Annotated in this window: 21 protein-coding genes and 1 tRNA gene; 10 read left to right on the plus strand and 12 right to left on the minus strand. The window is 64.2% G+C overall.

What is annotated here, in order from left to right; genetic code table 11:
* Positions 1 to 208 precede the first annotated feature (208 nt).
* Positions 209 to 886: an SHOCT domain-containing protein gene (locus ACX80N_RS12680; protein ID WP_459339680.1), complete on the minus strand. Its 678-nt coding sequence runs from the start codon at positions 884 to 886 to the stop codon at positions 209 to 211.
* Between the two features lie 99 nt (positions 887 to 985).
* Positions 986 to 1,132, minus strand: coding sequence for a hypothetical protein (locus ACX80N_RS12685; protein WP_459339681.1), 147 nt, complete (start codon positions 1,130 to 1,132; stop codon positions 986 to 988).
* A gap of 295 nt (positions 1,133 to 1,427) precedes the next feature.
* Here ACX80N_RS12685 and ACX80N_RS12690 point away from each other — a divergent pair, with 295 nt between their 5' ends.
* Complete coding sequence (locus tag ACX80N_RS12690) at positions 1,428 to 2,096, plus strand: pentapeptide repeat-containing protein (protein WP_459339682.1); 669 nt, start codon at positions 1,428 to 1,430, stop codon at positions 2,094 to 2,096.
* A 194-nt stretch (positions 2,097 to 2,290) separates the two neighbouring features.
* Entirely contained in the window at positions 2,291 to 2,980 is a 690-nt protein-coding gene (locus ACX80N_RS12695; RefSeq protein ID WP_459339683.1) for a pentapeptide repeat-containing protein, read from the plus strand.
* On the opposite strand, the gene ACX80N_RS12700 is transcribed toward ACX80N_RS12695, so the two are convergent.
* Positions 2,972 to 3,044: transfer RNA gene (locus tag ACX80N_RS12700), tRNA-His, on the minus strand. The two genes, ACX80N_RS12695 and ACX80N_RS12700, sit on opposite strands and share 9 nt — an antisense overlap.
* 577 nt (positions 3,045 to 3,621) lie before the next feature.
* Positions 3,622 to 4,653: a CpaF family protein gene (locus tag ACX80N_RS12705; protein ID WP_459339716.1), complete on the minus strand. Its 1,032-nt coding sequence runs from the start codon at positions 4,651 to 4,653 to the stop codon at positions 3,622 to 3,624.
* Positions 4,654 to 5,260: 607 nt separating this feature from the next.
* On the opposite strand from ACX80N_RS12705, the gene ACX80N_RS12710 reads away from it, so the two are divergent.
* Together ACX80N_RS12710 and ACX80N_RS12715 are read left to right on the plus strand one after the other, a co-directional pair.
* Positions 5,261 to 7,561, plus strand: a complete 2,301-nt coding sequence (locus tag ACX80N_RS12710) for a hypothetical protein (protein ID WP_459339684.1) — start codon at positions 5,261 to 5,263, stop codon at positions 7,559 to 7,561.
* Positions 7,562 to 7,641: 80 nt separating this feature from the next.
* Positions 7,642 to 10,119, plus strand: a complete 2,478-nt coding sequence (locus tag ACX80N_RS12715; protein ID WP_459339685.1) for a GH25 family lysozyme — start codon at positions 7,642 to 7,644, stop codon at positions 10,117 to 10,119.
* A 508-nt stretch (positions 10,120 to 10,627) separates the two neighbouring features.
* On the opposite strand, the gene ACX80N_RS12720 is transcribed toward ACX80N_RS12715, so the two are convergent.
* The gene (locus ACX80N_RS12720; protein ID WP_459339686.1) at positions 10,628 to 11,521 is read right to left on the minus strand and encodes a glycosyltransferase; all 894 of its coding nucleotides are present in this window, start codon (positions 11,519 to 11,521) and stop codon (positions 10,628 to 10,630) included.
* Between the two features lie 257 nt (positions 11,522 to 11,778).
* Between ACX80N_RS12720 and ACX80N_RS12725 the strand changes: the two genes are divergently transcribed.
* Entirely contained in the window at positions 11,779 to 12,948 is a 1,170-nt protein-coding gene (locus tag ACX80N_RS12725; protein ID WP_459339687.1) for a hypothetical protein, read from the plus strand.
* Positions 12,949 to 13,044: 96 nt separating this feature from the next.
* Here ACX80N_RS12725 and rfbA read toward each other — a convergent pair whose 3' ends face one another.
* Positions 13,045 to 13,905 carry a glucose-1-phosphate thymidylyltransferase RfbA gene (gene rfbA, locus ACX80N_RS12730; RefSeq protein ID WP_459339688.1) on the minus strand — a complete coding sequence of 287 codons (861 nt, stop codon included), beginning with the start codon at positions 13,903 to 13,905 and terminating at the stop codon, positions 13,045 to 13,047.
* A 116-nt stretch (positions 13,906 to 14,021) separates the two neighbouring features.
* On the opposite strand from rfbA, the gene ACX80N_RS12735 reads away from it, so the two are divergent.
* Together ACX80N_RS12735 and ACX80N_RS12740 are read left to right on the plus strand one after the other, a co-directional pair.
* Positions 14,022 to 14,735, plus strand: coding sequence for a glycosyltransferase family 2 protein (locus ACX80N_RS12735; protein WP_459339689.1), 714 nt, complete (start codon positions 14,022 to 14,024; stop codon positions 14,733 to 14,735).
* Between the two features lie 4 nt (positions 14,736 to 14,739).
* Positions 14,740 to 15,093, plus strand: a complete 354-nt coding sequence (locus tag ACX80N_RS12740) for a DUF2304 family protein (RefSeq protein ID WP_459339690.1) — start codon at positions 14,740 to 14,742, stop codon at positions 15,091 to 15,093.
* A gap of 99 nt (positions 15,094 to 15,192) precedes the next feature.
* On the opposite strand, the gene ACX80N_RS12745 is transcribed toward ACX80N_RS12740, so the two are convergent.
* Entirely contained in the window at positions 15,193 to 16,077 is an 885-nt protein-coding gene (locus ACX80N_RS12745) for a glycosyltransferase family 2 protein (protein ID WP_459339691.1), read from the minus strand.
* A gap of 140 nt (positions 16,078 to 16,217) precedes the next feature.
* On the opposite strand from ACX80N_RS12745, the gene ACX80N_RS12750 reads away from it, so the two are divergent.
* Genes ACX80N_RS12750 through ACX80N_RS12760 form a run of 3 tightly spaced genes read left to right on the plus strand, consistent with a single transcriptional unit; the run spans position 16,218 to position 18,896 of the window.
* The gene (locus ACX80N_RS12750; RefSeq protein ID WP_459339692.1) at positions 16,218 to 17,000 is read left to right on the plus strand and encodes a glycosyltransferase; all 783 of its coding nucleotides are present in this window, start codon (positions 16,218 to 16,220) and stop codon (positions 16,998 to 17,000) included.
* Entirely contained in the window at positions 16,993 to 17,985 is a 993-nt protein-coding gene (locus tag ACX80N_RS12755) for a glycosyltransferase (protein WP_459339693.1), read from the plus strand. Before ACX80N_RS12750 ends, ACX80N_RS12755 begins: the two co-directional genes overlap by 8 nt.
* A complete protein-coding gene (locus ACX80N_RS12760; RefSeq protein WP_459339694.1) occupies positions 17,982 to 18,896 on the plus strand; it encodes a glycosyltransferase in 915 nt (304 codons plus the stop codon). The genes ACX80N_RS12755 and ACX80N_RS12760 overlap by 4 nt, the downstream gene beginning before the upstream one ends.
* A gap of 140 nt (positions 18,897 to 19,036) precedes the next feature.
* On the opposite strand, the gene ACX80N_RS12765 is transcribed toward ACX80N_RS12760, so the two are convergent.
* The 5 genes from ACX80N_RS12765 to glf all read right to left on the minus strand — a co-directional run bounded on the left by ACX80N_RS12765 (position 19,037) and on the right by glf (position 25,904).
* Positions 19,037 to 21,010 (minus strand): DUF6541 family protein, encoded by a 1,974-nt coding sequence (locus ACX80N_RS12765; RefSeq protein ID WP_459339695.1) that lies wholly within the window; start codon positions 21,008 to 21,010, stop codon positions 19,037 to 19,039.
* Between the two features lie 75 nt (positions 21,011 to 21,085).
* A complete protein-coding gene (locus tag ACX80N_RS12770) occupies positions 21,086 to 21,817 on the minus strand; it encodes an ABC transporter ATP-binding protein (RefSeq protein WP_459339696.1) in 732 nt (243 codons plus the stop codon).
* A gap of 1 nt (position 21,818) precedes the next feature.
* Complete coding sequence (locus tag ACX80N_RS12775; RefSeq protein ID WP_459339697.1) at positions 21,819 to 22,709, minus strand: ABC transporter permease; 891 nt, start codon at positions 22,707 to 22,709, stop codon at positions 21,819 to 21,821.
* Between the two features lies 1 nt (position 22,710).
* Positions 22,711 to 24,720: a glycosyltransferase gene (locus ACX80N_RS12780; RefSeq protein WP_459339698.1), complete on the minus strand. Its 2,010-nt coding sequence runs from the start codon at positions 24,718 to 24,720 to the stop codon at positions 22,711 to 22,713.
* The gene (glf, locus tag ACX80N_RS12785) at positions 24,717 to 25,904 is read right to left on the minus strand and encodes a UDP-galactopyranose mutase (RefSeq protein WP_459339699.1); all 1,188 of its coding nucleotides are present in this window, start codon (positions 25,902 to 25,904) and stop codon (positions 24,717 to 24,719) included. The genes ACX80N_RS12780 and glf overlap by 4 nt, the downstream gene beginning before the upstream one ends.
* Positions 25,905 to 25,993: the final 89 nt, after the last annotated feature.

Here is a 25,993-nt window from a genome sequence, read left to right on the forward strand (position 1 = left end):
GGGCCACACTGCTCAGCGGCGGCGGGACCGAACGCGTAGTCGTTGGCGTCAGCTTCACCGTCGAAGTGGAACCTGTGCCCGGTGAGGGAGATCCCGCCATGGCGGGCGGCAAGCCAGGCGGTGCCGGGACCAAGGATGTGATGAGTAACGGGGCCGGAAGCCGTGATTTTCTGGATCATAACGGGCGGCGGCCGTCAGAGGATCCCGCTCACATGCGGCTGAGAAGGTCTGTCTTCTTCGCTTCAAATTCGTCGTCACTAATGATGCCCTGTGCGCGCAGTCCGGCAAGGTCCTGGATTTGCGAGCCAACCGTGGGCTGGACCGGGCCGCGCGGTGTCGCGCCGGTGATAGCGCGAACAATGAGCCAGGTGAGCAACGTTAGGACGCCAAGGCCAAGGAGCGCCCACGTGACTGCTGATGCAGAGGCGATGTCCTGAATGCAGTCGGCCTCATTCGAACCAAAGCCCAACCCGCCCTCGTACATCATGGCGTCGGTTAGCTCGGCAACGGTGTTGTCAGGATTGAAGGGACTGCCGCAAATGTCCGACACTTTAGTGAATCCGAGAATGAATCCGAGGACCGTGATGGTGCTGCCCAAGCCTAGGACCCAGCCGAGCAGAACGGAGTGCGGGCGTTTCGCGGGCTCGGGCGCAGAAGGGCGGCGCTGCGGCACGGCCGCCGGTGCGGCATCGGGGCGAGCGTCCGCTGGGAGGACGAATTGCTCGAACGGTGCAACGGGCCCGAAATGGCCGGCAGGCAGTGGGGTAACGGAGTCCCTGTGTTCTTGAGTCAGGCTGGCTCGATCGGTGACCGCTCCCCATTCGGTCCCGTCGAAGTATGCCACGATGCCGTGGTTCAGAATGTGTGCGTACCAGCCAGGATTCACGATGCCCCCAAAGGTGTTGATGGAGGCCTCGCTGAATATGCAGGCGCCTCACGTTTCACAACCGATTATGGCACTGGTAGCACAGACCGTTGACCGTACTCAGATCGCCGTGATGCCCGGAGTGCCTACATTGGTGACCAGTCCGTTCAGCGCCTCGTGGGTGCCTTCCTCGCCGGCATCCTGCCCATCATCAGCCTCTTCTTCGCGACACTCACGACCGTGCAGCTCGCCGTCGCTCCAGTGCACCGTTCCGTCACCGCCCGGCAGTGTCAGGCAGGTAAGCGGACGGCCCAGGACCAGGGAGGGACCACTTCCGCGGACCAATCACGCACCAGGCCGCAGACCACCGGATGATTGGGTGTGATCGGCGTATGGACCACCAAGGGCCAGCCGCATCGTAAACCGGTGACGGGAAACTTTGACTATTTGCTGAACAAAATCATGCCGCTCATGTGTCCAGCCGGACCCCCTGTTCCCATCGCAGAGGGATGGGCTCGTGCGGCCCCTCCCCTCGGCGCAGGCCGGGGCGTACCATCTGCCCATGGTCGTCTCAAAGAAGAGCGTCCCCTTGGTTCCGCCGGTCGAGCTGTCGCCGCCCCCGCCGCGGCACGGCCGATGGTGGTTCAGGGACGTCGTAACCCCGATTCTCATCGCCGTCATCGTGGGCGGCATGATGATCGCCGGCCAGTACCTTATCGACAACAGACGTGCCGACCGTGAGCAAGCCATAGCGGACCGGCAGCAGGCGGAGGCCGATGAACTCGCTCGGCTGGAGGATATGCGCTTCATCCGTGAGCAGTCCGCCGGGCTCGAGCCTCTTCGGTACGGGGAAGGGGAAGACGATGTATTGCCGCCCTACCTGCCATTTCAAGGCATGGATCTGCACGGGATGGATCTCAGCTTCATGGATCTCAGGCGTGCCAATTTCACTAACGCCGACCTGACGAACGTCAACTTCCACCAGGCGAACCTGCGTGGAGCAATCTTCCGTGAGTCAACGGTCGTCGGAGTCAACTTCATTGAGGCAGAGCTAAACGACGCCAGCTTCTGGCGCGTTGCCTTCATCGACTCGGACTTGAGGGGCGCTACGACTGGCGGCACCATGTTCACCTGGACCTGTCGGAACGCAGGAACGAAGTGGATTACATCGCCAGATCAGCAGCAGCAGCGCGACGACCGGATGTGCACGACAGCGGAGGACGAACCGTGACGGTTGCTAAACATTTCTGACATTTTTCTGGCGGTTAGTGGCCGGGCTCGACAGGGCGGGTCGACTTAGGTATGAAGAGGTCGCTGAGGGATGCCATGCCGGTCACGTGCGCGGCCGGACCGACCGGGCTCATTGCATAACAGGAGATCCTGTGGCCCTCTCCCGGCGGCGCACATGGGGCGTACTATCTGCGCATGGTCGTCTCAAAGAAGAGCGTTCCCCTGGTCCCGCAGGCCGAAGTACCGCCACCGCCGAAGCACCAGCGGTGGTGGTTCCGGGACGTCGTCATTCCGACCCTCATAGCGGTCGTCGTGGGAGGCATGACGATCGCAGGACAAGCGGTGATCGACGACAACCGGGCTGAGCGCGAGCAGGCTGCTGCCGAAGCTCTCTCGCAGGAACTGGCGCGACTGGAGGAAGAGCGGTCAGCCGAGCTGGTCCGCCTGGAAGACCTAAGGTTCATTCGTGAGCGGTCCGCAGACGTCCAGCCCGTGATCGGGGGCAACGGAGAGCCGGTGGTGAAGCAGCTGCCCTTCTCCGGCATGACTCTGCGAGGGATGAACCTGAGCTTCATGGACCTGAGCAACGCCGATTTCACGGGCGCTGACCTGACCGAGGTGCAGTTCTTCCAAGCAAACCTCACCGGTGCACTTTTCCGGAATACGAACGCCACCAGGGCAAATTTCCGCGATGCGGAGATGCGTGGGGCTGCCTTCTACAGGTCAAGCCTCGGCGGGGCAGACCTACGCAATACGTTCGGCGCCGAATTCATCGATTCGTGCTGGACCGCCGATACACAGTGGCCGAGTGACGATCGACCGACGCCGGAGATGATTTGCCCGCCGCCGTCGCCTGATCCGGACCCGTCGGAAGGGGGTGAGTGACGGGGCTCGAACCCGCGACCTCCTGGACCACAACCAGGCGCTCTGCCAACTGAGCTACACCCACCATGCGGGCGCGTGAGCGCCCCGAGCAGACGACGGGGATCGAACCCCGCTGCCTCTTGGTTGGAAGCTAGGCGCCCTATCTTCAGGGCCTCGTCTGAAGATGCCCTCGCGGGCGGGTGGCCTACCGCGCCGGAACTGGGATGGGCGAGTAGGCGGGGCGGCCGCACGTCAGGCATCGGTAAATGTCCCGGGTGGGGCGACACGTAGTTCATTGCGCCGTGATCGACGCAGTCCGGCTTGTTCCATGCCGGGTTCAGGACGACGGTCCGTGCGCTGACGTCCCCGGTAGACCAGTCAGCCCGGTCCTGCTGAGTGGCCCAGTTCGAGTCGGGCATGTCGACGAGATTGAAGATTGAGCGCAGTTCCATAGGGTCCTGCTTCCTGCTCGAAGATCCTCGCCACCCTGGCTGGGCGGTGGTCCTCAATGCGTGCCACATCCATTCCGGGTTCGAACCCCGGACCGTCCGATTTTCAGGCGTGCGCTTTACCAACCTGCGTGGCAAAGCATGGCGTTTTCGAACCGGCCTCTCCTGCGCGTACAGCCAAGTATGCTCTCGTCCTCGTCGCCAGTTCTGGGGCTACGGGCTCGTGCCCGCCGTCCATCGCCGGAGATTGAACTGAGCTCGCAGGGGGCTCCATCTGTCGGATACCACGAGTTCAGAAGGTACACGTCTTTGCGTATGCCTCCCATCGTGCGCGCTGTTCGCATGGACACTGCACATACCTGGCAAACCACTGTTGAGCGCGATCAGCATGTCGAGGCTCTCCGCTTCCCGGACTTCACCCACGATCAGCCGGTCGGGCCGCATCCTGAGGGCTTCCTTCACGAGGCGGCGTAACGGGATCTCCCCGACACCTTCGAGATTGGGCTGCCGGCATTGGAGACCGACGACGTCGCGGAGGGGAAGCTGCAGTTCGAAGATCTCCTCGACCGTGATGACCCTTTCCCGGGGGCCGATGGACGCGCCGAGGCAATTGAGCATCGTCGTCTTTCCCGCCTGAGTAGCGCCGGAAACCAGGATATTGAGCCCGCTGGCGACAGCCGCTCCGAGGAACCGGGCCGCCTGGGGGCTGAGGGATCCCAGCTCTACGAGGTGCTCGAGCCGTGAGGCACGCGCGATGAACTTCCTGATGTTAACCGACCAGTGGTTGCGCGTCACGTCCGGGATCACCACATGAAGGCGCGATCCGTCGGGAAGTGAAGCATCGACGAACGGCGAGGAGAGGTCCAGGCGACGCCCGGAGGACTTCAGCATCTTCTCGACGAGGTCCCGTACCTGCTGGTCCGTCAGCGACAGAGCCGTGAGTTCGGATTCGCCGTTCCGCGCGACATACACCTCGGAGGGAGCGTTGATCCAGACCTCCTCGACCGTGGGGTCGTCGAGCAACGGCTGCAGAGCACCGAGCCCGGCTACGGCGTCGTAGACCTGCTTGCGAGCGGCATCAAGTCGGCCCAGCGACGGCAGCACCCCCAGGACGGAGCGCTCCTCGTAGTCCGCCACGGCGTCATTTACCAGGTGCTGGACCTCGATGACTTGCCGCGCTGGGTCGAGGCCGCGCCGACGGATGAGTTCGCGTACCTCCCCCTCGACCATGCGCACAGCATCCATCGACATCCCCCATTGGTGGTCGCCACGCTGCCATCGGCGCAGTGGCGGTGCCATAAGAGCCCCTGCCGCCCCTTACCATACTGAAGGAGATGCGGGCCGACCAGACCGCGAAGAGATCTGTGGACAACTGTCGGGTATACGACGGCCACCTACCTGGCCCTCCCGCGCCCTGGCGACACGCCGGGCCAATAACCGGAATACGCGCAGGTTTTGCCTAAGATTCCACTTTCACTTGTGAAACGTTCGTCACATCTACATCACGTGGATAGTCTCGTCGGGATCTCACTTAGCTGGCTGAAATGCCCGGATTCCGCTGGAGAAACCCTTGACCTTGCCCTTTCCCGCCCGGCTCTTATGCGCCGCCCTATTGTCCTTCGGTCTCATGGGCAGTGCGGTTCCCGCTCTTGCACTCGACACGGCACCAACGGCGCCGGCCACGTCACCTACGGCGACGTCTGCGCCGACGTCGCCGACGGCTCCGACCACGCCTCCGGCCACCGCCGAACGCGCTCCTACCGTTGCGACCGCCGACGCCCTTCCGACCGCGCCTGCGACCACTCCGGCACCAGCTGCTGAGGTACCGGCTCTGGATGAGATCACGTCCTTTGTGCCGGATCTCACCTGGAATCCGCTCGACGACCCTAATTCCAACGCCCGGTACGGGGAGCACTTCGCTCAGCCGATTACTCCCATGAAAGCGGCGTCGCCGCTCAGCCTGGACGGCAGCGAAGGCAACGCAGCCATCGCGCCAAGGTCCGGCACCTTCAAGGTCACCCTGGTCACCGTGCAACTGTCGGGGAAGTCAGTTGCAGATACCGATGCGATCAACATGGGTGCTGCGCGCAATTCGATCACGAGCGCCCACAACTACTGGAACTCTGCCTCCGCGGGGCGGCTCTCCATGGCGACGGTGAGCGAACGCCGCCATGTCTCCTCGGCGAAGATCACGGACTCCTATGGCACCATCATGGCGACCGTGACGAGGGAGCTGGGCTGGCAGTACCGTCCGTACGAATCGCTGGTTCTCTTCGTCCCGCACGCCGACCTGAACTACAACGGTTCCTGGGGCATCCTGGGAGGTGGATTCACGGACAGCGCCACCAGCGGACGTGTGATCATGCCCTACCCCTCCGCGCTCACGAACAACGTCGTGACCCACGAGTTCGGCCATGTCCTCGGCCTGCACCACGCGAACTCGCTCACTTGCAGCAACGGCCGCTCGGATGTGGCCCGCGCGGGCGCCTCCTGGGCCGACGCCGCCTGCTATTCGGCTGAATACAGCGACACCACGGACCTCATGGGGTACGCCCAGGTGAGCTCTCCCAGGATCAACGCGTTCCTCTGGGAGTACGGCGGATTCGGTCTTGGGAACGAGATACGCGATATCGGCACGCCGAGCAGCCCAGGCCAGTACACCCTGAAGGCATGGGCCGGCGCGGGTGCCGATCGTGCCATCAAATTCACCGACCCGGTGAGCAAGGAGGTCTACTACCTGGAGCTGCGCCTCCCTGTCGGCGATGACACGGTGTCGGCGAGGAACGGAAACAGGGGTGTCAAGATCACCAAGAAGGACATCCTTGGGTGGTCCGGAAATGCCTCGATCGTGCTGACCCCCAACAGCCGCAACTCGGGATGGAACAACACCTCGTTGGCTTGGCAGGTTGGTCAGACGTTCACCACGCACGCGGGAACGAAGGTACGGATCGAATCCATCGGTACGTCCGATGCTCGCGTCACGATCGAGCCTCTCCAGTCGGGGGCCGCCTTAGCGGGGTCGGCGATTGCTGCTGTGGCTGCGCGTACTTCCGAGCTTGGCGCGTCGACCTCGGGCATAGTGTGCGGTCTCATCGAGGGCGGCTGCTACCAGAACTTCCAGGGCGGAGCGGTCACCTGGACTGCCGGCGTCGGAGCCCACGCGACCATCAACGGCGCGATCCGCAACGTCTGGCAGAGCTCAGGGTTCGAAACAGGACCCCTGGGTTACCCCACCAGCGCCAAGACCTGCGGCCTTCGTGACGGCGGCTGCTACCAGAACTTCCAGCGCGGAGCCATTCTCTGGTCCTCCACTACCGGGGCCCACATGAGCCCGAACGGTGCAATCCGCAACACCTACGCAGCGAACGGCTTCGAGAACGGCGGCCTGGGCTACCCCACCGGACCCCAGATCTGCGGTATCACGGCCAACGGCTGCTACCAGGACTTCCAGGGCGGAGCCATCCACTGGACCTCCACCACCGGAGCGCACGCAACGGGCGGGGACATCCGCCGAGCCTGGGCAGGCTCGAGCTACGAAACCGGACGCCTCGGCTACCCCACCAGCGGCGAGACCTGCGGGCTCGTGAACGGCGGCTGCTACCAGAACTTCCAGGGCGGAGCCATCCTCTGGTCCTCCACCACCGGCGCCCGCACCAGCCCGAACGGTGCAATTCGTAATGCCTACGCAGCGAACGGGTTCGAGCGCAGCGGTCTGGGCTACCCCACCAGCAACGAGACCTGCGGCCTCGTCAACGGCGGCTGCTACCAGAACTTCCAGGGCGGAGCCATCCTCTGGACCTCCACCACCGGCGCCCGCATCACCGGAGGAGAGATCCGCAACGCCTACGCAGCAAGCGGCTTCGAAACAGGCGGTCTGGGCTACCCCACCAGCAACGAGACCTGCGGGCTCGTCAACGGCGGCTGCTACCAGAACTTCCAGGGCGGAGCCATCCTCTGGTCCCCCACCACCGGAGCCCGCGTCACCGGAGGACAAATCCGCGCCGCCTACGCAGCAAGCGGCTTCGAAACAGGACGCCTCGGCTACCCCACCAGCAACGAGACCTGCACCACCGCGACCAACTGCAAGCAGACCTTTCAACGCGGCACCATCACCTGGACCCCCACCACCGGAGCCCGCATCAGCTACAGCTGACACTCCCGATAGGGAATCAGGACTCCCTGGACAAGGACCACCACCCGGACGGGCAAATCTGTCGCGGTGACATTCAACTCGTGGAGACAAAATTGACAACATCAAAAGCGCGTCGCTTGACAGTCGCCGCCGGTCTTATCGCGGTACTGATGGCAGGTCCGGTGCAAGCCGCACAGGCTGCTCCGCAGGACAACCCGGTAACCTCGGTGCAATCAGATGCACCCGCTTCCAGTGCCCCCCGCGATCAGGAGCTTGCAGACACACCACCAGATGATCGGGTGGACGCCGGATCGGTCCCATCTCCGGAAGCGGTTAGCGGTGCAAGGACCGGTGAAGGAAAGGCCGCATCAGAGCCCGCCACTTCACGGGCTTCGGAGGAGGTGAAGGCGCCAGGCCTCCCGGAAGTGCAGGACACGGCCGCTCTGTCCGACGCCCAGATGGCTGCCAACGAGAAAGCACTGGCGGCCGAGATCGGCCCCGACGGCGCGTCGATGGGCCAGGGAATTGTGCGGCTGGCTACCTCCGGCGACCCGCAGGTCGAGCCCGAATCAACGGATAAGACGATGAGCGCGGCGGCCACCAATTATTGGAAGCCTTCGGGAGTCCTCGGAGTCGACGTCAGCAGTCATCAGGCGAATGTCGATTGGAGGGGTGCGTGGAATCAGGGATCGCGGTTCGCCTACGTCAAGGCAACCGAATCGACGAACTACATCAACCCCTATTTCGTTGGCCAATACGGTGGATCCGAAGCAGTTGGAATGCTGCGCGGAGCCTATCATTTCGCTATCCCCAGCGTTTCGAGCGGCGCTCAGCAAGCCAACTATTTCCTGAATAACGGCGGAGGCTGGACAGCGGACGGCAAGACACTTCCTCCGTTGCTCGACGTCGAGTACAACCCCTACGCCAGCCTGGGTAACAGCTGCTACAACATGAGCGCGGCCCAGATGGTCAGTTGGATCAGGGATTTCTCCAATACGGTCTACAACCGTATTGGGCGCCTCCCGATGATCTACACCACGACCGACTGGTGGAACACCTGCACCGGCGCCTCACGAGCCTTTGCTAGTCATCCGTTGCACATCGCCAATTACAACAACAGCGGCGCTGGAACGATGCCTGCTGGATGGGCGGGGTACGACCTGTGGCAGTACACCAGCATCGGTCCGGTCGTCGGTGATTGGAACCAGTGGCCGGCAAGCCTGAGCAGTCTCCAGTCATTCGCCCGTAACCGGGCTGCCGATCCCGCGGGGTCGGCGGGGTCGGCGATTGCTGCTGTGGCTGCGCGTACTTCCGAGCTTGGCGCGTCGACCTCGGGCATAGTGTGCGGTCTCATCGAGGGCGGCTGCTACCAGAACTTCCAGGGCGGAGCGGTCACCTGGACTGCCGGCGTCGGAGCCCACGCGACCATCAACGGCGCGATCCGCAACGTCTGGCAGAGCTCAGGGTTCGAAACAGGACCCCTGGGTTACCCCACCAGCGCCAAGACCTGCGGCCTTCGTGACGGCGGCTGCTACCAGAACTTCCAGCGCGGAGCCATTCTCTGGTCCTCCACTACCGGGGCCCACATGAGCCCGAACGGTGCAATCCGCAACACCTACGCAGCGAACGGCTTCGAGAACGGCGGCCTGGGCTACCCCACCGGACCCCAGATCTGCGGTATCACGGCCAACGGCTGCTACCAGGACTTCCAGGGCGGAGCCATCCACTGGACCTCCACCACCGGAGCGCACGCAACGGGCGGGGACATCCGCCGAGCCTGGGCAGGCTCGAGCTACGAAACCGGACGCCTCGGCTACCCCACCAGCGGCGAGACCTGCGGGCTCGTGAACGGCGGCTGCTACCAGAACTTCCAGGGCGGAGCCATCCTCTGGTCCTCCACCACCGGCGCCCGCACCAGCCCGAACGGTGCAATTCGTAATGCCTACGCAGCGAACGGGTTCGAGCGCAGCGGTCTGGGCTACCCCACCAGCAACGAGACCTGCGGCCTCGTCAACGGCGGCTGCTACCAGAACTTCCAGGGCGGAGCCATCCTCTGGACCTCCACCACCGGCGCCCGCATCACCGGAGGAGAGATCCGCAACGCCTACGCAGCAAGCGGCTTCGAAACAGGCGGTCTGGGCTACCCCACCAGCAACGAGACCTGCGGGCTCGTCAACGGCGGCTGCTACCAGAACTTCCAGGGCGGAGCCATCCTCTGGTCCCCCACCACCGGAGCCCGCGTCACCGGAGGACAAATCCGCGCCGCCTACGCAGCAAGCGGCTTCGAAACAGGACGCCTCGGCTACCCCACCAGCAACGAGACCTGCGGCCTCGTCAACGGCGGTTGCTACCAGAACTTCCAGGGCGGAGCCATCCTCTGGTCCCCCACCACCGGGGCCCGCGTGAGTCCGAACGGGCCGATTCGCACCGCCTACCAGACCACCGGCTTCGAGGCCGGACGCCTCGGTTACCCCACCAGCGCCCAAACCTGCACCACCACGACGAACTGCAAGCAGACCTTCCAACGCGGCACCATCACCTGGACGCCCACCACCGGAGCACGCATCACCTACAGCTGACACGCCCGACAAGGAACCAAGAGGACAAGGACACCACCCGGACGGGCGAATCTGACGCGGTGGAGCAGTCAGCCAGTGACTGCTCCACCGCGCTTCGCGTGCACCATGGACTCTCGTAGTTCGTCGGCGCCTGCCTGGGCGAAGCGGTCGGACAGTCGGTCGTCGCCAGCGTAGACCGAGTGGTGACACGCACCCCGAACCCGGAGATCCCTCAGCATCTCGCGACGGGCAGGCACCCCGCACCGACGGGCTGACGGGCTGACGGATTGACGGACTGACCTCTTGCCGCCACCAGCGGTGGGCAGGACGGTTGTCGTGTTCGCGCCGAACGGGGCCACTACAGGGAGTCCGCAGCGCCACGGGTGCAATAAGTGTGGGAAACCGTTTGCTGCTGCTCCGGTCCGCTCCTGGCGGTGCCACGGGATCGTGGAATGAGCGCCGCGGGATATTGCTCAGGTGTATCCCGTCGCGCTCCTTCATCCGGCCGGACACCCGAGCCGGTGCGGTGCTATCGCTTCGAGCGCTCCGACACGAGCTCCCCTGGCATCACTGCCCGCGGGGTCGTCGCCAGACCCTGGTACAGACCTTGCCAGGAGGAACGAGCCCACAGGCGCTTGTCCTTGGCATGCACGCCTTCGCGGCAGATGAGGTACATCATGCCGAGGACGCGCCGCGCCAGAGCTACGGAGTGCTCCTGAGGAGAAAGCCGGCTGAGCCAGATGCTGTTTCTCACGAAGTAGAAGAGCCTTCCGCCCATATCCTTCTGTTTCCCTTTATCAGGGTGAGCTATCCGGCTGCCGGGGATCAGAACGCCCAGGCCCTGGGAAGCCAGCCTCGTCGTGTACTCCCTGTCGTCGAGCCATATGAAGAAGTCGGCGTACGGCAGAGGCTGCGTGATGGACCTTTTCAGATCGACGAGCACCCCGACGAAGGTGGCACTTCCGACAGCGATACCGTTGAGAGCGGACGCCTTGAGTTGCAGCTCAGCGTCACGGACCACGTCGGGCAGATGGCCGGAATTGGGGGCACCAGCGCTGTTCACCACGAGCGACGCGACGAAGGCCGGCCTCTCCTCCGCGGATTCCATGGCCTCCACCAGAGGGCCCAGACTTCCCGTCAGGGGCTCGGCATCATCATCCATCAACCAGGCGGCCTCATGGCCGCGGGAGATCGCCAATTCGATGCCCCAGGCGAAACCACCGGCGCCACCGAGATTCTCCTCGGTCTCGAAAAGTACGACATGCGGGAACTCGTCCCGCACCAGGTCCGGACTTCCGTCCGTCGAGCCATTGTCGACTACGATGATTTCGTCCGCTTGCCGGTCCTGCTGCGACAGTCCGATCAGGCACTTCCGCAGTAGCTCGAGGCGGTTGTAGGAGACGACAACGGCAGCGACAGTCAAGAGAATCCGATCTAGGAAGAGAGCACTTGTTTTGCCCGGGACGGCGATAGGTGCGACATCGAGCCTATCATCGGATGCTCCAGCGCCCTCGGGATCCGTACCCTCGAGAACGAGCGACGATAGTCCTCTGCACTACACTTCATCGTGCTGCTCGACGAGCCTCCCGCACCCGCAATCAACACAAAAGGGTCCCCTTGCGCCTGTCATCATTACGAAACCCCGTCCGGCGCCTTGCCGCCTTCGCAGCTTCCGTAGGGGTGAGCACCCTGGTGGGTCTCATTTCCATCCCTACCATCATCGCCACTGTCGGTGCGGGGACCTGGGGAATCATCGCACTCGGACAATCCCTGGCTCTGCTCATGGGCGTCCTCGTCTCCTTCGGATGGGGAACGACCGGACCCGCAGTGGTGGCCGGTTTGCCGGCGGCTGATCGACCTCAGATGTTCGTGAACTCGTTCGTCAGCCGGATCTATCTCTTCCTCGCCGCCCTGCCCATCACGGCACTGATCATCGCGTTCACCGCGGAAACGACGTGGTCGGTCGTCGCACTGGCAAGCGTGACCTACCTCGTACCGTTCCTCGGTGCGGCGTGGTACTTCATCGGCGAGGGCAAGCCGCGGAAACTGTTCCTGATGGATACGGTGCCGATATCAGCGGGCACTCTTCTCGGCCTGGCCGCTCTGCTCGTGACGCGGGATGCGCATTTCTTCCTGCTGTGCCAGCTGTTGATGAATTGCCTGGCGGTCGTCCTGAGCGTGAGGACGATCTCGAGGGAAGAGCCGGAAGCCGTGGTCGTCGATCCTCATCCCGGCAGGGCGATCAGACGACTCGGAGGGCAGCGGCACGGCGTGATCACGGCAGCAACGTCGTCCCTCTACGTCAATACACCTCTCATCGTCCTCTCCGTCGCAGCCCCAGGCGGCATACCGCTCTACGCTCTCGCGGACCGCTTCTTCAAGTACGGGCTGACCGCCCTCGGTCCCGTCATCCAGGTCCTTCAGGGATCCATCCCCAGCCCTGACTCCCGAGTGCGCAACCGCCGCGTCCGCTCGACTGTGAGGTGGGCCCCGATCGCCGGCCTCGCAGCCGCCGTGGTAGCTGCTGCGGTCATGCCCTGGGCCGGCACGGTCCTGTCGTCGGGGCAGATCCCGATCCCCTTCGGCATGAGCCTGCCGATGGCACTCGTCTTCGGCAGCGTCGCGGTGTCCCAGGCGATCGGGCTTGCATGCCTCATCCCGATCGGCAAAGGCCGTTCGCTGGTGAATTCGACCGTGCTCGGCGCGCTCCTCGGCACACCGCTCATCCTTGTCGGCGCCTACCTCCTCGGTCCGATCGGAGTGGCGTGGGCAGTGGCTTTCTCCGAGGCCGTCGTCGCCGGTTACCAGATTGTGGTCGTGCGCCGATACCTCGCAGAGAACGACGACTAGGACGGGGACGGACCCTCTCCAACCCGGCCGGTCACTGCGGTAATCCGTCGGAAGCCTCGACGGACGAACGCAGACCGCCGGAATCGCCGGTTCCGGCTAGCGAAGAAGATTCATGAGGTACTGCCCATAGCCGCTCTTCACGAGCGGTTCAGCGCGTTGCCGCAATTCGTCGTCCGAGAGGTTCCCGAGGCGCCAGCTGATCTCCTCCGGACAGCCGATCGACAGCCCCTGGCGCTTCTGCACGGTCTTGATGAACTCTGAAGCCTCGTTGAGCGAGTCGAAAGTCCCGGTGTCGAGCCACGCGGTGCCCCTCGGCAGGATCTCCACATGGAGCAGACCGCGCTCGAGATAGACACGATTGATATCGGTGATCTCCAGTTCCCCACGGGGTGACGGCTTGAGATCCCTTGCAATCTCGATGACGTCGTTGTCGTAGAAGTAGAGACCGGGCACGGCATAGTGGCTCTTCGGCTGCTCGGGCTTCTCCTCGAGCGACACCGCCCGCCCGTCTGCGTCGAATTCGACGACACCGTATGCCGTCGGATCCGCGACCCAGTAACCGAAGACGGCCCCACCTTCGATGTCGGAGAAGCGACGCAGCTGCGTTCCCATCCCCTGCCCGTAGAAGATGTTGTCCCCGAGCACAAGCGCAACCGGACCCGAGCCGATATGTTCCGCGCCGAGGATGAAGGCCTGAGCCAGGCCGTCCGGCGAGGACTGCTGCATGTAGGTGATGCTGACCCCGAACTTCGTTCCATCTCCCAGCAACCGCTCGAACTGGTCGGCATCATGGGGCGTGGTGATGATCAGGATGTCCTTGATACCGGCGAGGATCAGCGTGGACAGCGGGTAGTAGATCATGGGCTTGTCGTACACGGGCACCAACTGCTTGCTGACGCCGAGGGTGATGGGGTGCAGCCGCGAGCCGGTTCCTCCGGCGAGAATGATTCCACGCATGGTGGCCATCATTGCGGTCAGGGCCGACGATCAGCAAGTTCAGTACAGGATGGCCGACGCAGCGGCGTGGTGATGAGTACCGTCGAGCCCCTCCATGGCTCTCCGCAGCCGGTGGAATGGGCCCGGAGAGCAGCCACGCGAGGGCGATATGGGATACTGAGGCAGTGAATCGCACCTGGATCGTCATTCCGATGTACAACGAAGCAACCGTCGTCGGTTCGGTCATAGAAGGTCTTCGCCCCGTTTTTCCGCACGTCGTGTGCGTCGATGACGGCAGTTCCGACGGATCGCAGGACATCGCGCGGGCAGCCGGCGCGGTAGTGGTGCAGCACCCCATCAATCTGGGCCAGGGAGCCGCGCTGCAGACCGGCATCGAGTTCGCGCTCCAGGATCCGCTGATGCGCAACGTCGTCACTTTCGACGCCGACGGGCAGCACCGCGTCGTGGATGCCGCCGAGATGGTTGCACGGCTCGATGCAGGCGAGGCGGACATCGTTCTCGGGTCGCGGTTCCTCGACGATCGAACGCAGATCGGTCCGATGAAACGGCTCGTCCTCAAGACCGCCGCAATCCAGTCGCGTATGGCGACCGGCCTGGACCTGACCGATGCCCACAACGGGTTGCGTGCCCTGAACCGGGACATCGCATCGAGGATCCATCTGACGCAGAACCGGATGGCGCACGCCTCCGAGCTGGTTCATCAGATCGCGGAGATCAATCCCCGATGGACCGAGCACCCGGTCGAGATCATCTACACCGACTACTCGAAATCCAAGGGTCAGTCACTGCTCAACTCCGTCAACATCCTCGCCGAACTCTTCTTTAGGTGATTCTGTGCTCCTGATAGTCCAAATCGTCCTCGTCCTTGCCGTCATTCTGGTCTCGCTGGTCCTGATGCGGGGCGGGGCGAATGCGCGTCATCTGGCGATTCGCCGCATCATGCTCATGATCTTTGCCGTGGCCGCCGTCGCGTCGATCTTCTTTCCAGGGGTGCTCACCGAGGTTGCGTCCTTCCTCGGAGTGGGACGTGGAACGGACCTCGTCCTCTACGCCACGATTGTCAGCTTCTTCGTGTTCATGGCGACGACATATCAGCGCTTCCGTCACGCCGAGAACGCGTTGACAGCGCTGTCCCGCAGGATCGCCCTGGACGAGGCCCCGAAGCCCTGGGTCGACGAGCGCATCTAGGGAGCATCCCAGGGTGCCGCGAGCAAGACGCCCGTGGCACCGATCGAGCAGCGTCCCCGTCGCGTCCGCTGCGGGTTACACGCCCAGGAGCCGCTGCGTCTACCGGATGATGTGCCGGGAGAGGCTCGAGATTGAAGCCTTCTGGCGCTTGAGAACCGCAGTCGCGAGCAGTGCGACGGCGTTCAATCGCGACGTGATATGCAGGGACGCCGCCCGCGCCGCCTTCTGCCAGCCGAGTGCCGCGAACCGCCGCGCCTCGATCTCGAAAAACCGACGCTCCTCGTCGAAACGCCGGCCATCGAGAGCGCGCACTGACGAATCGGACCCGGAGTGGCGGCGGTAGAGGAAGGCGAGTTCGGGCTGAAGCACCATCGTGCCGCCGTCAGCAGCGATGTCCAGCAGCAGCGCAAGATCCTGCACGACGTCGAATTCCGGCCGGAATCCGATCCGCGTGATCGTCGCCGACCGCCAGGCCAGCGACGGGAAGTAGTGCCACCCCGCATGCAGGAGGCTCGTCGCCAGACGCTCGCCCTGAAGGACGGTCGGCTCCGTAGCTCCCGGCATGGCGAGGCTCTTCACCCTGTCCACCAGAGGGGTGACGGCGGCGCCGTTCTCATCGATCACCCGCACGCCCGGCTGGACGACATCCGCCGTGGGGTAGGCCGCGAATGTCCCTACGACCGTCTCGAGGTAGTTGGGCAGCATGATGTCGTCGGCACCCATGATGACGACGAGGGGCGCCTCGACGAACTCGAGCGCCTTCCTGTAGTTCCCGTTGGCGCCCAAGTTGGAGCCATTGCGCTGGTAGGAGACCCGCGGATCATCGATGCTGCCGAACCAGCGAGCCGGCTCCGGGTCCGGATACCCGTCATCGACGACGATCAGACGCCAGTCCTCGAACTGCTGGCCCATGACGCTCCGCGCCGCCTTCTTCATGAGATCGACGTCTCCGTAGTAGGGGAACAGGACATCAACGGAGGCCATGGGAATCCTTCTGCAGGGGACGGTGACGAGACCGGGAGCGCCCGGACAACATCTCAACTATAGGGATGCGCCCTGTACGAAGTGAAAAGGCCGGTTCGGTAGACTCGTCCGGGATCGAAGACGGCTAGGACGGGACGGGCATGGAAGCGGGCAAACACTCCGGCGAGGAGCGCGAGGTTCGCGTGAGCGTCTGTATGGCCACCTACAACGGAGCGGCTCATGTCGTGGAGCAAGTCGAATCGATCCTGGCCCAGCTCGGGCCGGATGACGAAGTCGTCGTCGTCGACGATGCGTCGACCGATGGATCCGTGGACGCTGTCACCCGCCTCGGAGACCACAGGATCAGGATCATGCGCTCCCCCGTCAATCAGGGCTATGTGCGGACGTTCGAGAAAGCGTTGACGGCCAGCAGGGGTGACTATATCTTCCTCTCCGATCAGGACGATGTCTGGCTGCCGGGTCGCCTCGACCTGATGATCGATGCGATGTCCACCAGCCCCGTCGTTGCCAGCAATTTCTCGTTCTTCGGCCAGCGACCCCGGACCATCGAATCACTCAGGCTGAGAGCCGCCGACGGGCATCGGCGGTGGGCCAATCTGCTGATGCTTTGGATAGGCGTACGCCCCTACTACGGTTGCGCCATGGCCTTCAGGCGCGAGGTCGCTCCACTCATCCTGCCGTTCCCCGCATTCCTCAACGAGACGCACGACCAGTGGATCGCGATGGTGGGGAATCTGGTGGGGGGCATGCGGCACCTCGAGCAGGACACTCTGTCGCGGCGGCTGCATGAGACGAACACGACGCCCAAAAGGGTCCGGGCTCCCCTGCTGATCGTCCGCTCGAGGATGATGCTGGCACGCGCATTCGTCGTCGCGGTACGACGGGTGGCCCACACTCGCGGGAAGGAAGCTGCCCGTGCCTGATACATCCCCGGATTTCGGGATCGTTGCGCTCGCTGCGTACCGCCCACCGGAGCACTTGTTCGCTCGGCAGCTGCTGTCCATCCAGGCGCAGACCTATCGGGACTTCCGCTGCCTCATCTCTGTCGACGGCGATTCGCTCACTGTGGCAGAGGCGGTGCGAAGGATCTGCGGTGGCGATGAGAGATTTGCCGTCATCGGTTTCGACGACCGCCTTGGTTTCTACGGCAACTTCGAGCGCGTGCTCGAGGCTGTTCCCGACGAGGCGCAATGGATCGCACTGAGCGATCAGGACGATTACTGGTATCCCGGCAAACTTGCCACCCTGGTTCCCGAATTGTCGAATCATGCCCTCGTCTCGGGGCAGGCTCGAGTCGTGGACGAGGCGGGGCAGGTCCTGGTCCCCAGGACGAAGAGGCGCACGGTGGACCCTGTGGACCTCTTCAGCGAGAATCAGGTGACGGGTTCGCTCAGCGTTGTCCGCGCCGAACTCCTGTCGATAGCTCTTCCCTTCCCTCGCCTGCACACGCCCGCCCAGTACCACGACCACTGGATCGGGGTCTGTGCCGCGGCCGCCGGCGGCTTCACCGTCGTCGATGAGATCGTCCAGGACTACATCCAGCACGACGCCAACGTGGTGGGCGAGAACCGGACGGGAGTGAGGCAGCTGATAGGCAGGGTTCAGCACTTGGGACGAACCTACGAGGGTACGGCGTCGCCTGCCGCACTGACCCGATTCCTTGCGTCGGCGGGGATCGGCTGGCGGGCCCTGATGGCGGAGACGCTTCAAGCGAGGCATCCCACGTCCTCTGCGACGGTCGGGGAAGCTCTGCGCAGCTACCACCCGGGTGCACGGAGAGGCACTACCGCCCGCGCCATCGTTCGCGGCCTCCTTCACCGGACCGTTCCCCCGCGTCGGGCAGTGGAACTCCTCGTGAGCCTCGGTGCCAGCATCCTCGTCGACGGGGTGCGGAAGGCGCGACTATGACTGTTCCCGTGGTCGTCGCGGTCATCAGCAGTTTCCGTCCGGCGGCGTCATTGATCCCCAATGTCACGGCGCTGGCGGATCAGGTCTCTGCCGTCGTCGTCGCTGACGACGGGTCCGGCTCGGACGCGTCGGGGCTGCTCGCAACCCTGCAGGGGCTGGGTGTCGATGTCGTCCGGCGCGCGTCCAACGACGGCATCGCGGTGACGCTCAATGCCGGGATCGCGAGGGCCAGGGCCGCCCACGATGCGGAGTGGATACTGACCCTGGATCAGGACACGACACTCGAGCCCGACTACGTCAGGCACCTTCTCGAGACTGCACTGAGCGCACAGGCGGAAGGGCTGCAGGTGGGGGCTGTGTCGTACGGCAACCAGAACGGTCGTGCGGTCGCACTTCTCGGTGCCGTGGCTCGATTCAACCTCGCGTACGATCCGATGCAGTCGGGCCTCCTCCTGCCCGTATCGACCCTCGACACAGTCGGCGAGCTCCGGGAGGACCTTTTCATCGACTGGGTCGACTCGGAGTACAACGAGCGGATGCGCGCCGCCGGACTGCTCACGCTCGTCGCCGAAGGCACCAACATCACACACTCTCTCGGCACCGCACGCCCACTGTCTGTCTTCGGACGTCCGGTGCGTCGCCACGGCAGGCAACTCTCCGTCGCCTATCACCCGCCACTCAGGGTGTACTACATGACGCGGAACGGTCTGCTGGTGGCCCGACGTTCGATCCTGAGGGCACCCCGCTGGACCCTCTCGAGGCTCACGCGAGACCTTCTCGGACACGTCGGGAGGGTCCTTGTCGGGCCACACCGGGCAACGCATGTACTTGCCGCAGGCTTCGGCGTCGCAGACGCTCTCCGCGGGCGGTCCGGCAAGATCTCCGCGCGGAAGCAGGAGCGCCTGACCTAGGTGACCACCGGCTCGGTGAGATCGGTCTTCACCGTGTGACGCGGACGGGCACCAGGTGAAGGCTCCGACCGGGCGGCTGGGCACGTACACGGCCGCCCGTGGTTGACGAGGGCGCATGTCCGTCAGGGGTGAGCGCTCGATCAACCCATCCCGCAGGCTGTGACGCGGTACAGTCGCGCCGCGCCCACGGCCTCGACCAGGTCCACCGCCTCGCTGGACGCCAAATTCTCGAGGCCCGGGTAAGGGTGGTCCCCCCCGTGCACTTCCTCGTCGCCGAAGTCGAGCACGAAGCGGACGTTCTCCTCACGGATGGCATCACACACCTCGGGACGCACCGTTGCGTCGCGCAAACCATCGTTGACCTGCAGTGCTTCCGGGGAGAGTATCGCAAGTGTGTGCAGCTGGAGGGTCCTGCGGTCAGCGAGCGCGTAGGCCAGGGAGGAACCGGTCCAGGGGTTGCCCGCGATGACAGCGTCTTCGGGCACGACGTCGTCGAGCTTGTCCATCAGTCTGTATTCGTCGGCGCTGACGAGTCGGGACGCTGTTTCGAGGTCGTAGCCACCCGCCGTACTCAGGGCGGCCGCCCGGATGTTCGGACCCTGCGTCAGGAGTACGCCCGACCCGACCAGCACCAGACAACCGGCCACGGCGGCAGCGAGCCCCAGTTGCTCGCGACCGCTTCCGCGATCGAGGCGTTCGAGGACGGGCGTGACCGCCTTCTCGAGCACCAACCGGACAATCGCGGTACCTCCCACCGCTGCAACCGGAATGGTCACGAGCGGGAGGAGTGCGGCGAGCCGGACCGTGTCCGTGTACCAGGCACCTGTGATGAGGTCCCTGAAGTCGCCGTCGGGCGCGCCGGTCGCGACGACGAAGAGGCCGGCGCCCACCACGTACACGCCGACCAGCCACAGGTGCTTCGCACGTGCCGCCAGGGCGCCCAGCCCGACGGCGGTCATCACCGCAACGGTCCAGATCGCCGGGGCTCCCAGGGGACCCGCCGTCAGGAATTCACCCACGGCCTGCGACTGGGTCTGGACGGGCAGCCAGATCAGGGATTCCTCGGCCGGGCGAAGAGCCTTCCACGCCGTGACGAGCAGGTACCAGTAGATGGCCAGGGACACCGCGGCGACAGCGACCGCGGTGATCCTCCTTCGACGCGTCGCGCGCTCCCTGAGGGACGCCCTCACAGCGACCGTCAGTGCGAGCGGAATGGAGAAGGCGATCAGCGCCGCGATGGCGCTCGGGTGCGACAGGGCCAATCCGGGCAGCGCGACCACGAACAGCGCCCAGAGGACCGGACGGGGAGTAGCTGTGCCCCGGCCCAGCCCGAGTGCACCGACCAGCAGTGCCAGGACAGCGGGCAGCAGGCACACTCCGAGGAAGTTCGGGTAGAGGACACCGAAGTCGAGCAGGAGGAGCGGGAAGGAGCCGAAGGCTGCGGTGAGGACGCCCGTCAACAGGAGTGGGACCCAGCGGGACCCGAGGATCGACTGCACCAGGTACAGGCAGCCCGCGGGCCAGACGATGGCGCCCACCACGAGGTTCACCGCGTTGACAGAGACTGGTATCGGCGCACTTGAGAAGTAGTGGACCAGCGACACCACGCCGTGCCAGCCCGCCGGGTAGAAGCCCACACCCGTCATCCCACCGAGTGTCAGCGAGGAAGCCGACCCCGTGTCGGAGATGTACTGGATCGCATTGAGGTGGAAGATGTTGTCGAACGTCTGCGAGAAACGCTCCGGTTCTCCGAAGGCGAAGAGCAGGCGCCGTCCTACCAGGAAGGCTCCGACAACCAGACCGGCGAGCGGTACCAGGAGATGCAGGCGTACGAAGACCTCGCGCTCAACCGATCGCCGTCGCAGCGCGAGTCGCACCAGCAATCCGACGGGTATCGTGAGCACCGCCAGCCCCACGACCGGCAGTGGGGACCAGTCGACACCCAGGAGCCCGGCCCCGATCGCTCCCAGCGTGATGAAGGACATCGAGAGCAACGGCGCAACGGCGACCGCGTTGAATCCCCTCAGGCCGAATCCGGCGACTCCGACGACCAGCCCCGGAATGAAGAGGATCCCCAGGGCGAGGAGGAACTCCGGTATTGCTGCGGCCCACATCTGGTTTACCTCTTCGATAGTTCGTTGATGCCGCAGCCATCGGCTTGGCGGTCTCGTCCCGGTACCCGGCAGGCCTCAGCCGTTACTGCGGAGCCTCGCTACGACGTCGTCCACGGGGCCATCCATGAGCAGTCGGCCGTGCTCGAGCAGGATGCCCCGCCTGCAGATCTGCGAGACCAGGTCGAGGTCATGGCTCACCACCACCAGCGTCTTGCCATCCTCTGCCAGTTCCTTGATCCGCGCGATGCACTTTTTCTGGAATGGCTCGTCGCCCACCGCGAGTATCTCGTCGACGAGGAAGACCTCCGGATTCGTGTGCACCGCGACGGAGAACGCGAGCCGCAGGTACATGCCGGAGGAGTAGAACTTCACCTCGGTATCGATGAACTGGCCGATCTCCGAGAATTCCAGGATGTCATCGAAGCGTTCTTCGATTTGTTCCTCGCTCATGCCCAGGATCGCGCCGTTGAGGTACACGTTGTCCCGTCCCGACAGGTCGGGGTGGAAGCCGGCACCCACTTCGATCAGTCCGGCGACCCTCCCCCGCGTCCTGATCGACCCGCTGTCGGGCAGCATGACGCCGGAGATGTGCTTCAGCAGGGTCGATTTGCCTGAGCCGTTCAGCCCGAGCAGGGCTACCGTTTCCCCTTGTTCGATCGTCAGGCTGACGTCTGCGAGGGCGTGGAACTTCTTGGACAGGTCGCCCTTCCGGCCCTTCATGATCCAGACGAACGCTTCCTTGATGGAGCGGGTGTGCCGGAGCACGAATTCTTTGGACACGCTCCGGACTTCTATGGCGGTGGTCATGTCAGAGCTCCTGGGCGAAGCGGCCCTCGAGCCGCCGGAAGGTGTACTGCCCCGTGAGAATCACGACCACGGAGATGGCCACTCCGATGGGCATCCACAGGTCGAGCAGATTCGGTGGGACAGCCGTCAGCGGATCGGTCATGTTCGTCGTCGTCGGCATCCAGAAGGCGAAGTGGAACAGTTCGACGGCGATGGTGAGCGGATTGGTCTGATAGATCGTGTGCAGCACTTCACCGACGCCCGTTCCGAAGGCGTCGTAGAGCCCGTCCCGCACCATGGTCCATGAATAGAGGACCGGGGAGGCCCACGTGGCGATCATCAGGAGCATGTCGACGAAGTTCTCCGAGTCCCTGAAGTAGACGTTCACCGATCCGAAGAAAAGCCCCAAACCGATGGCGAGCAACGCGACGATTAGGAACCCGATGACGGCCGCCGCGATCTGCGCCACTCCCGGTGTCCACCCGGCAATGAAGCATGCAACGAGCAGGACGAGGAGCTGCGGTACGAAGTGGACCGCGGACACCCAGACCGACGCGACCGGAAACAGCTCGCGCGGGAGGTAGATCTTCTTGATCAGCCCACCGTTCCCGACGATCGAGCGGGATGCATTACTCAGGGCCTCTGTGAAGAAGTTGATGAGCACGATTCCGGAGAACAGGTAGATCGGGTAGTTCTCCGTGTTGCGGTTCATCCCCAAGAAGATCCCTAGGGCGAACCAGAACACGACGAACTGCACGCCCGGCTTGACGTAGGACCACAGCAGACCGAGGACCGAGCCCCGGTAGCGTACCTTGAGCTCCTTCTGCACAAGCAGCTTCAGAAGATACCGCGACCGCAGCACGTCCCTGAGACCACCCCCTAGACCGGGGGTGGTCAGGTCGATGGTGCTCAAATTACTTGCCTTCCCCTGAATGCTCGTCGAACGTCTTCTTCCATGACTCGAAGGACGTGATGTCGTCGAGTGCTGCCCGGTACTGCTCCCGGAGCTGCGGCCACTTCCGAAGGATCTCGGCGTTCAGGCGTGCGGCCTCCGCGAGGAGGGCGCGAAGCTGTTGAGGATCGCGGCGATACCAGGATGCTCCCGTGCCCTCTGCATTGGAGACGATGGCACTGTCGTACTGCGACATCCTCCACCACTTGTTGTCCTGATGCGCGACGAAGGCCTGCGGGCGTTCCTTGCTCGAGAGGGCGACGGGCCTGCTCAATTGCCGGGCGATGGTCTTTACGGCCCATGGGACGAGAGTCGTGTAGGACGGCGCCTTGAAGCCCTGTCCATGTCGAGGAGGCTTGTCCATCTGCGGCGCAGGGAACTCGTCCGGGTCAGGCTTCAGCTGCGCATCGGAGTGCTTCTCGCTGAGCGCACGGATTTCCGGCAGCTTTGTCGCGAGGATGGAGTGCAACTGATCCGGGCCACGCAGCACGTCGCGCATCGCCATCACACGCCCCCGCACGGTGTAGTACTGCATGGAGACGAGGTGCTTCACGTCCGAGTAGCCGGACTCCCGGATCACCCTGCCCCCTCGCTCGTACGGACTGTGGATCAGCGCGGCGATCATGCGGTTGCGTGTGTGGAAGTAGGCCTGCCAGCCGACCATGTCGTCCTTGTCGATCCAGGACACATGCCACACGGCGCTGCCCGGCATCGACACGGTGGGGTAACCGGCTTTCTTGGCGCGCAGGCCGTACTCCGCATCGTCCCATTTGATGAAGACGGGCAGCGACAATCCGATCTCGCGGATCACCTCCGTTGGGATGAGGCACATCCACCATCCGTTGTAGTCCACGTCGATGCGGCGGTGGAGCCAGGGCGTGTGGCGCAGGTTCGAGCGCATGAAGTCGTGACCCAGGGTCTGCTCGGCGACTGGCTGATCCGGTTGGAACCGGTAGGGGTTCACGATCTCACCGAAGGTGTGCAGCACGGTTCGGTTGTAGAGATCGAACATGTGGCCGCCGACGATCGTCGGCGTCCTGCAGTGGTCCGCGAACGCCAGCAGGCGCGTGATGCTCTCCGGTTCCATGACGACGTCGTCGTCGAGCAGGAGAGCGTAGTCGCTGCCGTTCTCGACGGCCTCGTACATCCCGCGGGCGAAGCCGCCGGATCCGCCCAGATTGCTCTGGTCGATGATGCGGAGCTTGCCGTTCAGCGCGGCTTCGATGCCCGGGAACGTCGGTTCGTCGGCCACCTTCTTCGTGCCCTGGTCGACGATCAGCACCTCCTTGACGTTCGTCAGGACATCCGGGTTCTCGGCGAGGATCGCCAGATTGTTCGCACAGAAGTCGGGCTTGTTCAGCGTCGTGATCTCGAGCGTGATCTGGCCCGATGTCGGAGCGTCACCCGGGGCGAGCCATTCCGCCTGATTGAGGATCAGGGACCCGGACCCCGCTACGAGGTCGAACCAGTACCACCCTCCGTCACCGAAGGGCTGCAGGGAGAGGTCGAAGACACTAGTCGAGGTTCCCGTGACGCGGGCCGTCTCGACGTGCTGGAGGGAACCGCGCGCATTGGACTTGTAGACGCTGATTCCGCCGGCCCCGGTCGTGGCGACGGACAATCTCACGTTCCGCACGCTCGTCCATCGTCGCCAGTAGCTCGCCGGGAAGGCGTTGAAGTAGGTGCCGAAAGACACCCGCTCTCCGGGACGCACGGAGGTCGACCGCCTGGAGCGGAAGTCCTCGACGTGGAGTTCCGGGCCGGGCGAGGCAGGACCCACACGGCTCGATGACGTTTCGGTGGTGCCGTCGGTGGTATTCACCTGCACACCGACCGCACTACCCGTATCCACGTAGAGGGCAGCAGTATCTATCTGGCTCTGCCCGGGAAGCACGACGCGCTGGAGGGTATGCCACGCCTGTACCCCCCCGTCCGTATCGGCGACCGAACTGGCGAGCGTCGCCTCACTCACGCGTCCACCCCGCCGCTTTCGAGCTTCTGCCCGCCGGTGAAGTGCGGGGTGATCTTGTTGTCGAACATCGACAGGGCGGACCCGATGGCCATGTGCATGTCGAGGTACTTGTAGGTCCCGAGACGGCCGCCGAACAGCACCGATTTCTCTCCCCTCGCGAGGTCGCGGTACGCAACAAGCTTTGCGCGGTCCTCCGACGTGTTGATCGGGTAGTAGGGCTCGTCGCCCTTCTCGGCGAAACGGGAGTACTCCCGCATGACGACGGTGGCATCCTTCGTGTAATCCCGCTCCGGATGGAAGTGACGGAACTCGTGGATGCGCGTGTACGCCGCGTCCTCGTCCGGGTAGTTCATGACCGAGCAGCCCTGGAAGTCCTCCATCGGGAGCACTTCCTCCTGGAGGTCGATGGTCCGCCAGGAGAGGTCGCCCTCGGCGAAGTCGAAGTACCGGTCCACGGGGCCCGTGTAGACGACGGGCACCTGGCCGAGCGTCGTCGAGCGCGAGTACTCGTGGCCCTCGTCGAAGAAGTCCGTGTTGAGGTGGACATCGATGTTCGGGTGGTCCGCCATGCGTTCGATCCAGGCCGTGTAGCCGTTGACGGGCAGACCCTCGTACTTGTCGTTGAAGTACCGGTTGTCGTAGGTGTAGCGAACGGGAAGGCGCGAGATGATCTCGGCGGGCAGGTCCTTCGGATCGGTCTGCCACTGCTTGCCCGTGTAGTACTTGATGAAGGCCTCGTAGAGCGGGCGCCCGATCAGCTGGATGCCCTTGTCGTTCAGGTTCTGCGGGTCGGTGCCGGCGAGCTCGCCGGCCTGCTCCTGGATGAGGGCGCGGGCTTCCGCGGGTCCGAGGGCTGTCCGGAAGAACTGGTTGATCGTCCCGAGGTTGATCGGCATAGGGAACACCTCGCCCTTATGGCGGGTGTAGACCTTGTGCACGTAGTTGGTGAACTCCGTGAAGTTGTGGACGTAGTCCCAGACGCGCTCGTTCGAGGTGTGGAAGAGGTGGGCGCCGTAGCGGTGCACCTCGATTCCGGTCTGGGCTTCGTTCTCGCTGTACGCGTTCCCACCGATGTGGTGGCGACGGTCGAGTACCGCGACCTTCAGGCCGAGCTGGCTCGCGGCTCGCTCCGCGATTGTCAGGCCGAAGAAGCCCGATCCGACGACGACTAGATCTGCACTCAAAATATCTCCTGTAATGACGTTTGGTCTCAATTATGCCGCAGTGCATCTGGCAGACCGGACTGCGCCGCGGGGACCAGGGGAGAATACGT

Source organism: Arthrobacter sp. MDT2-16, assembly GCF_054510925.1.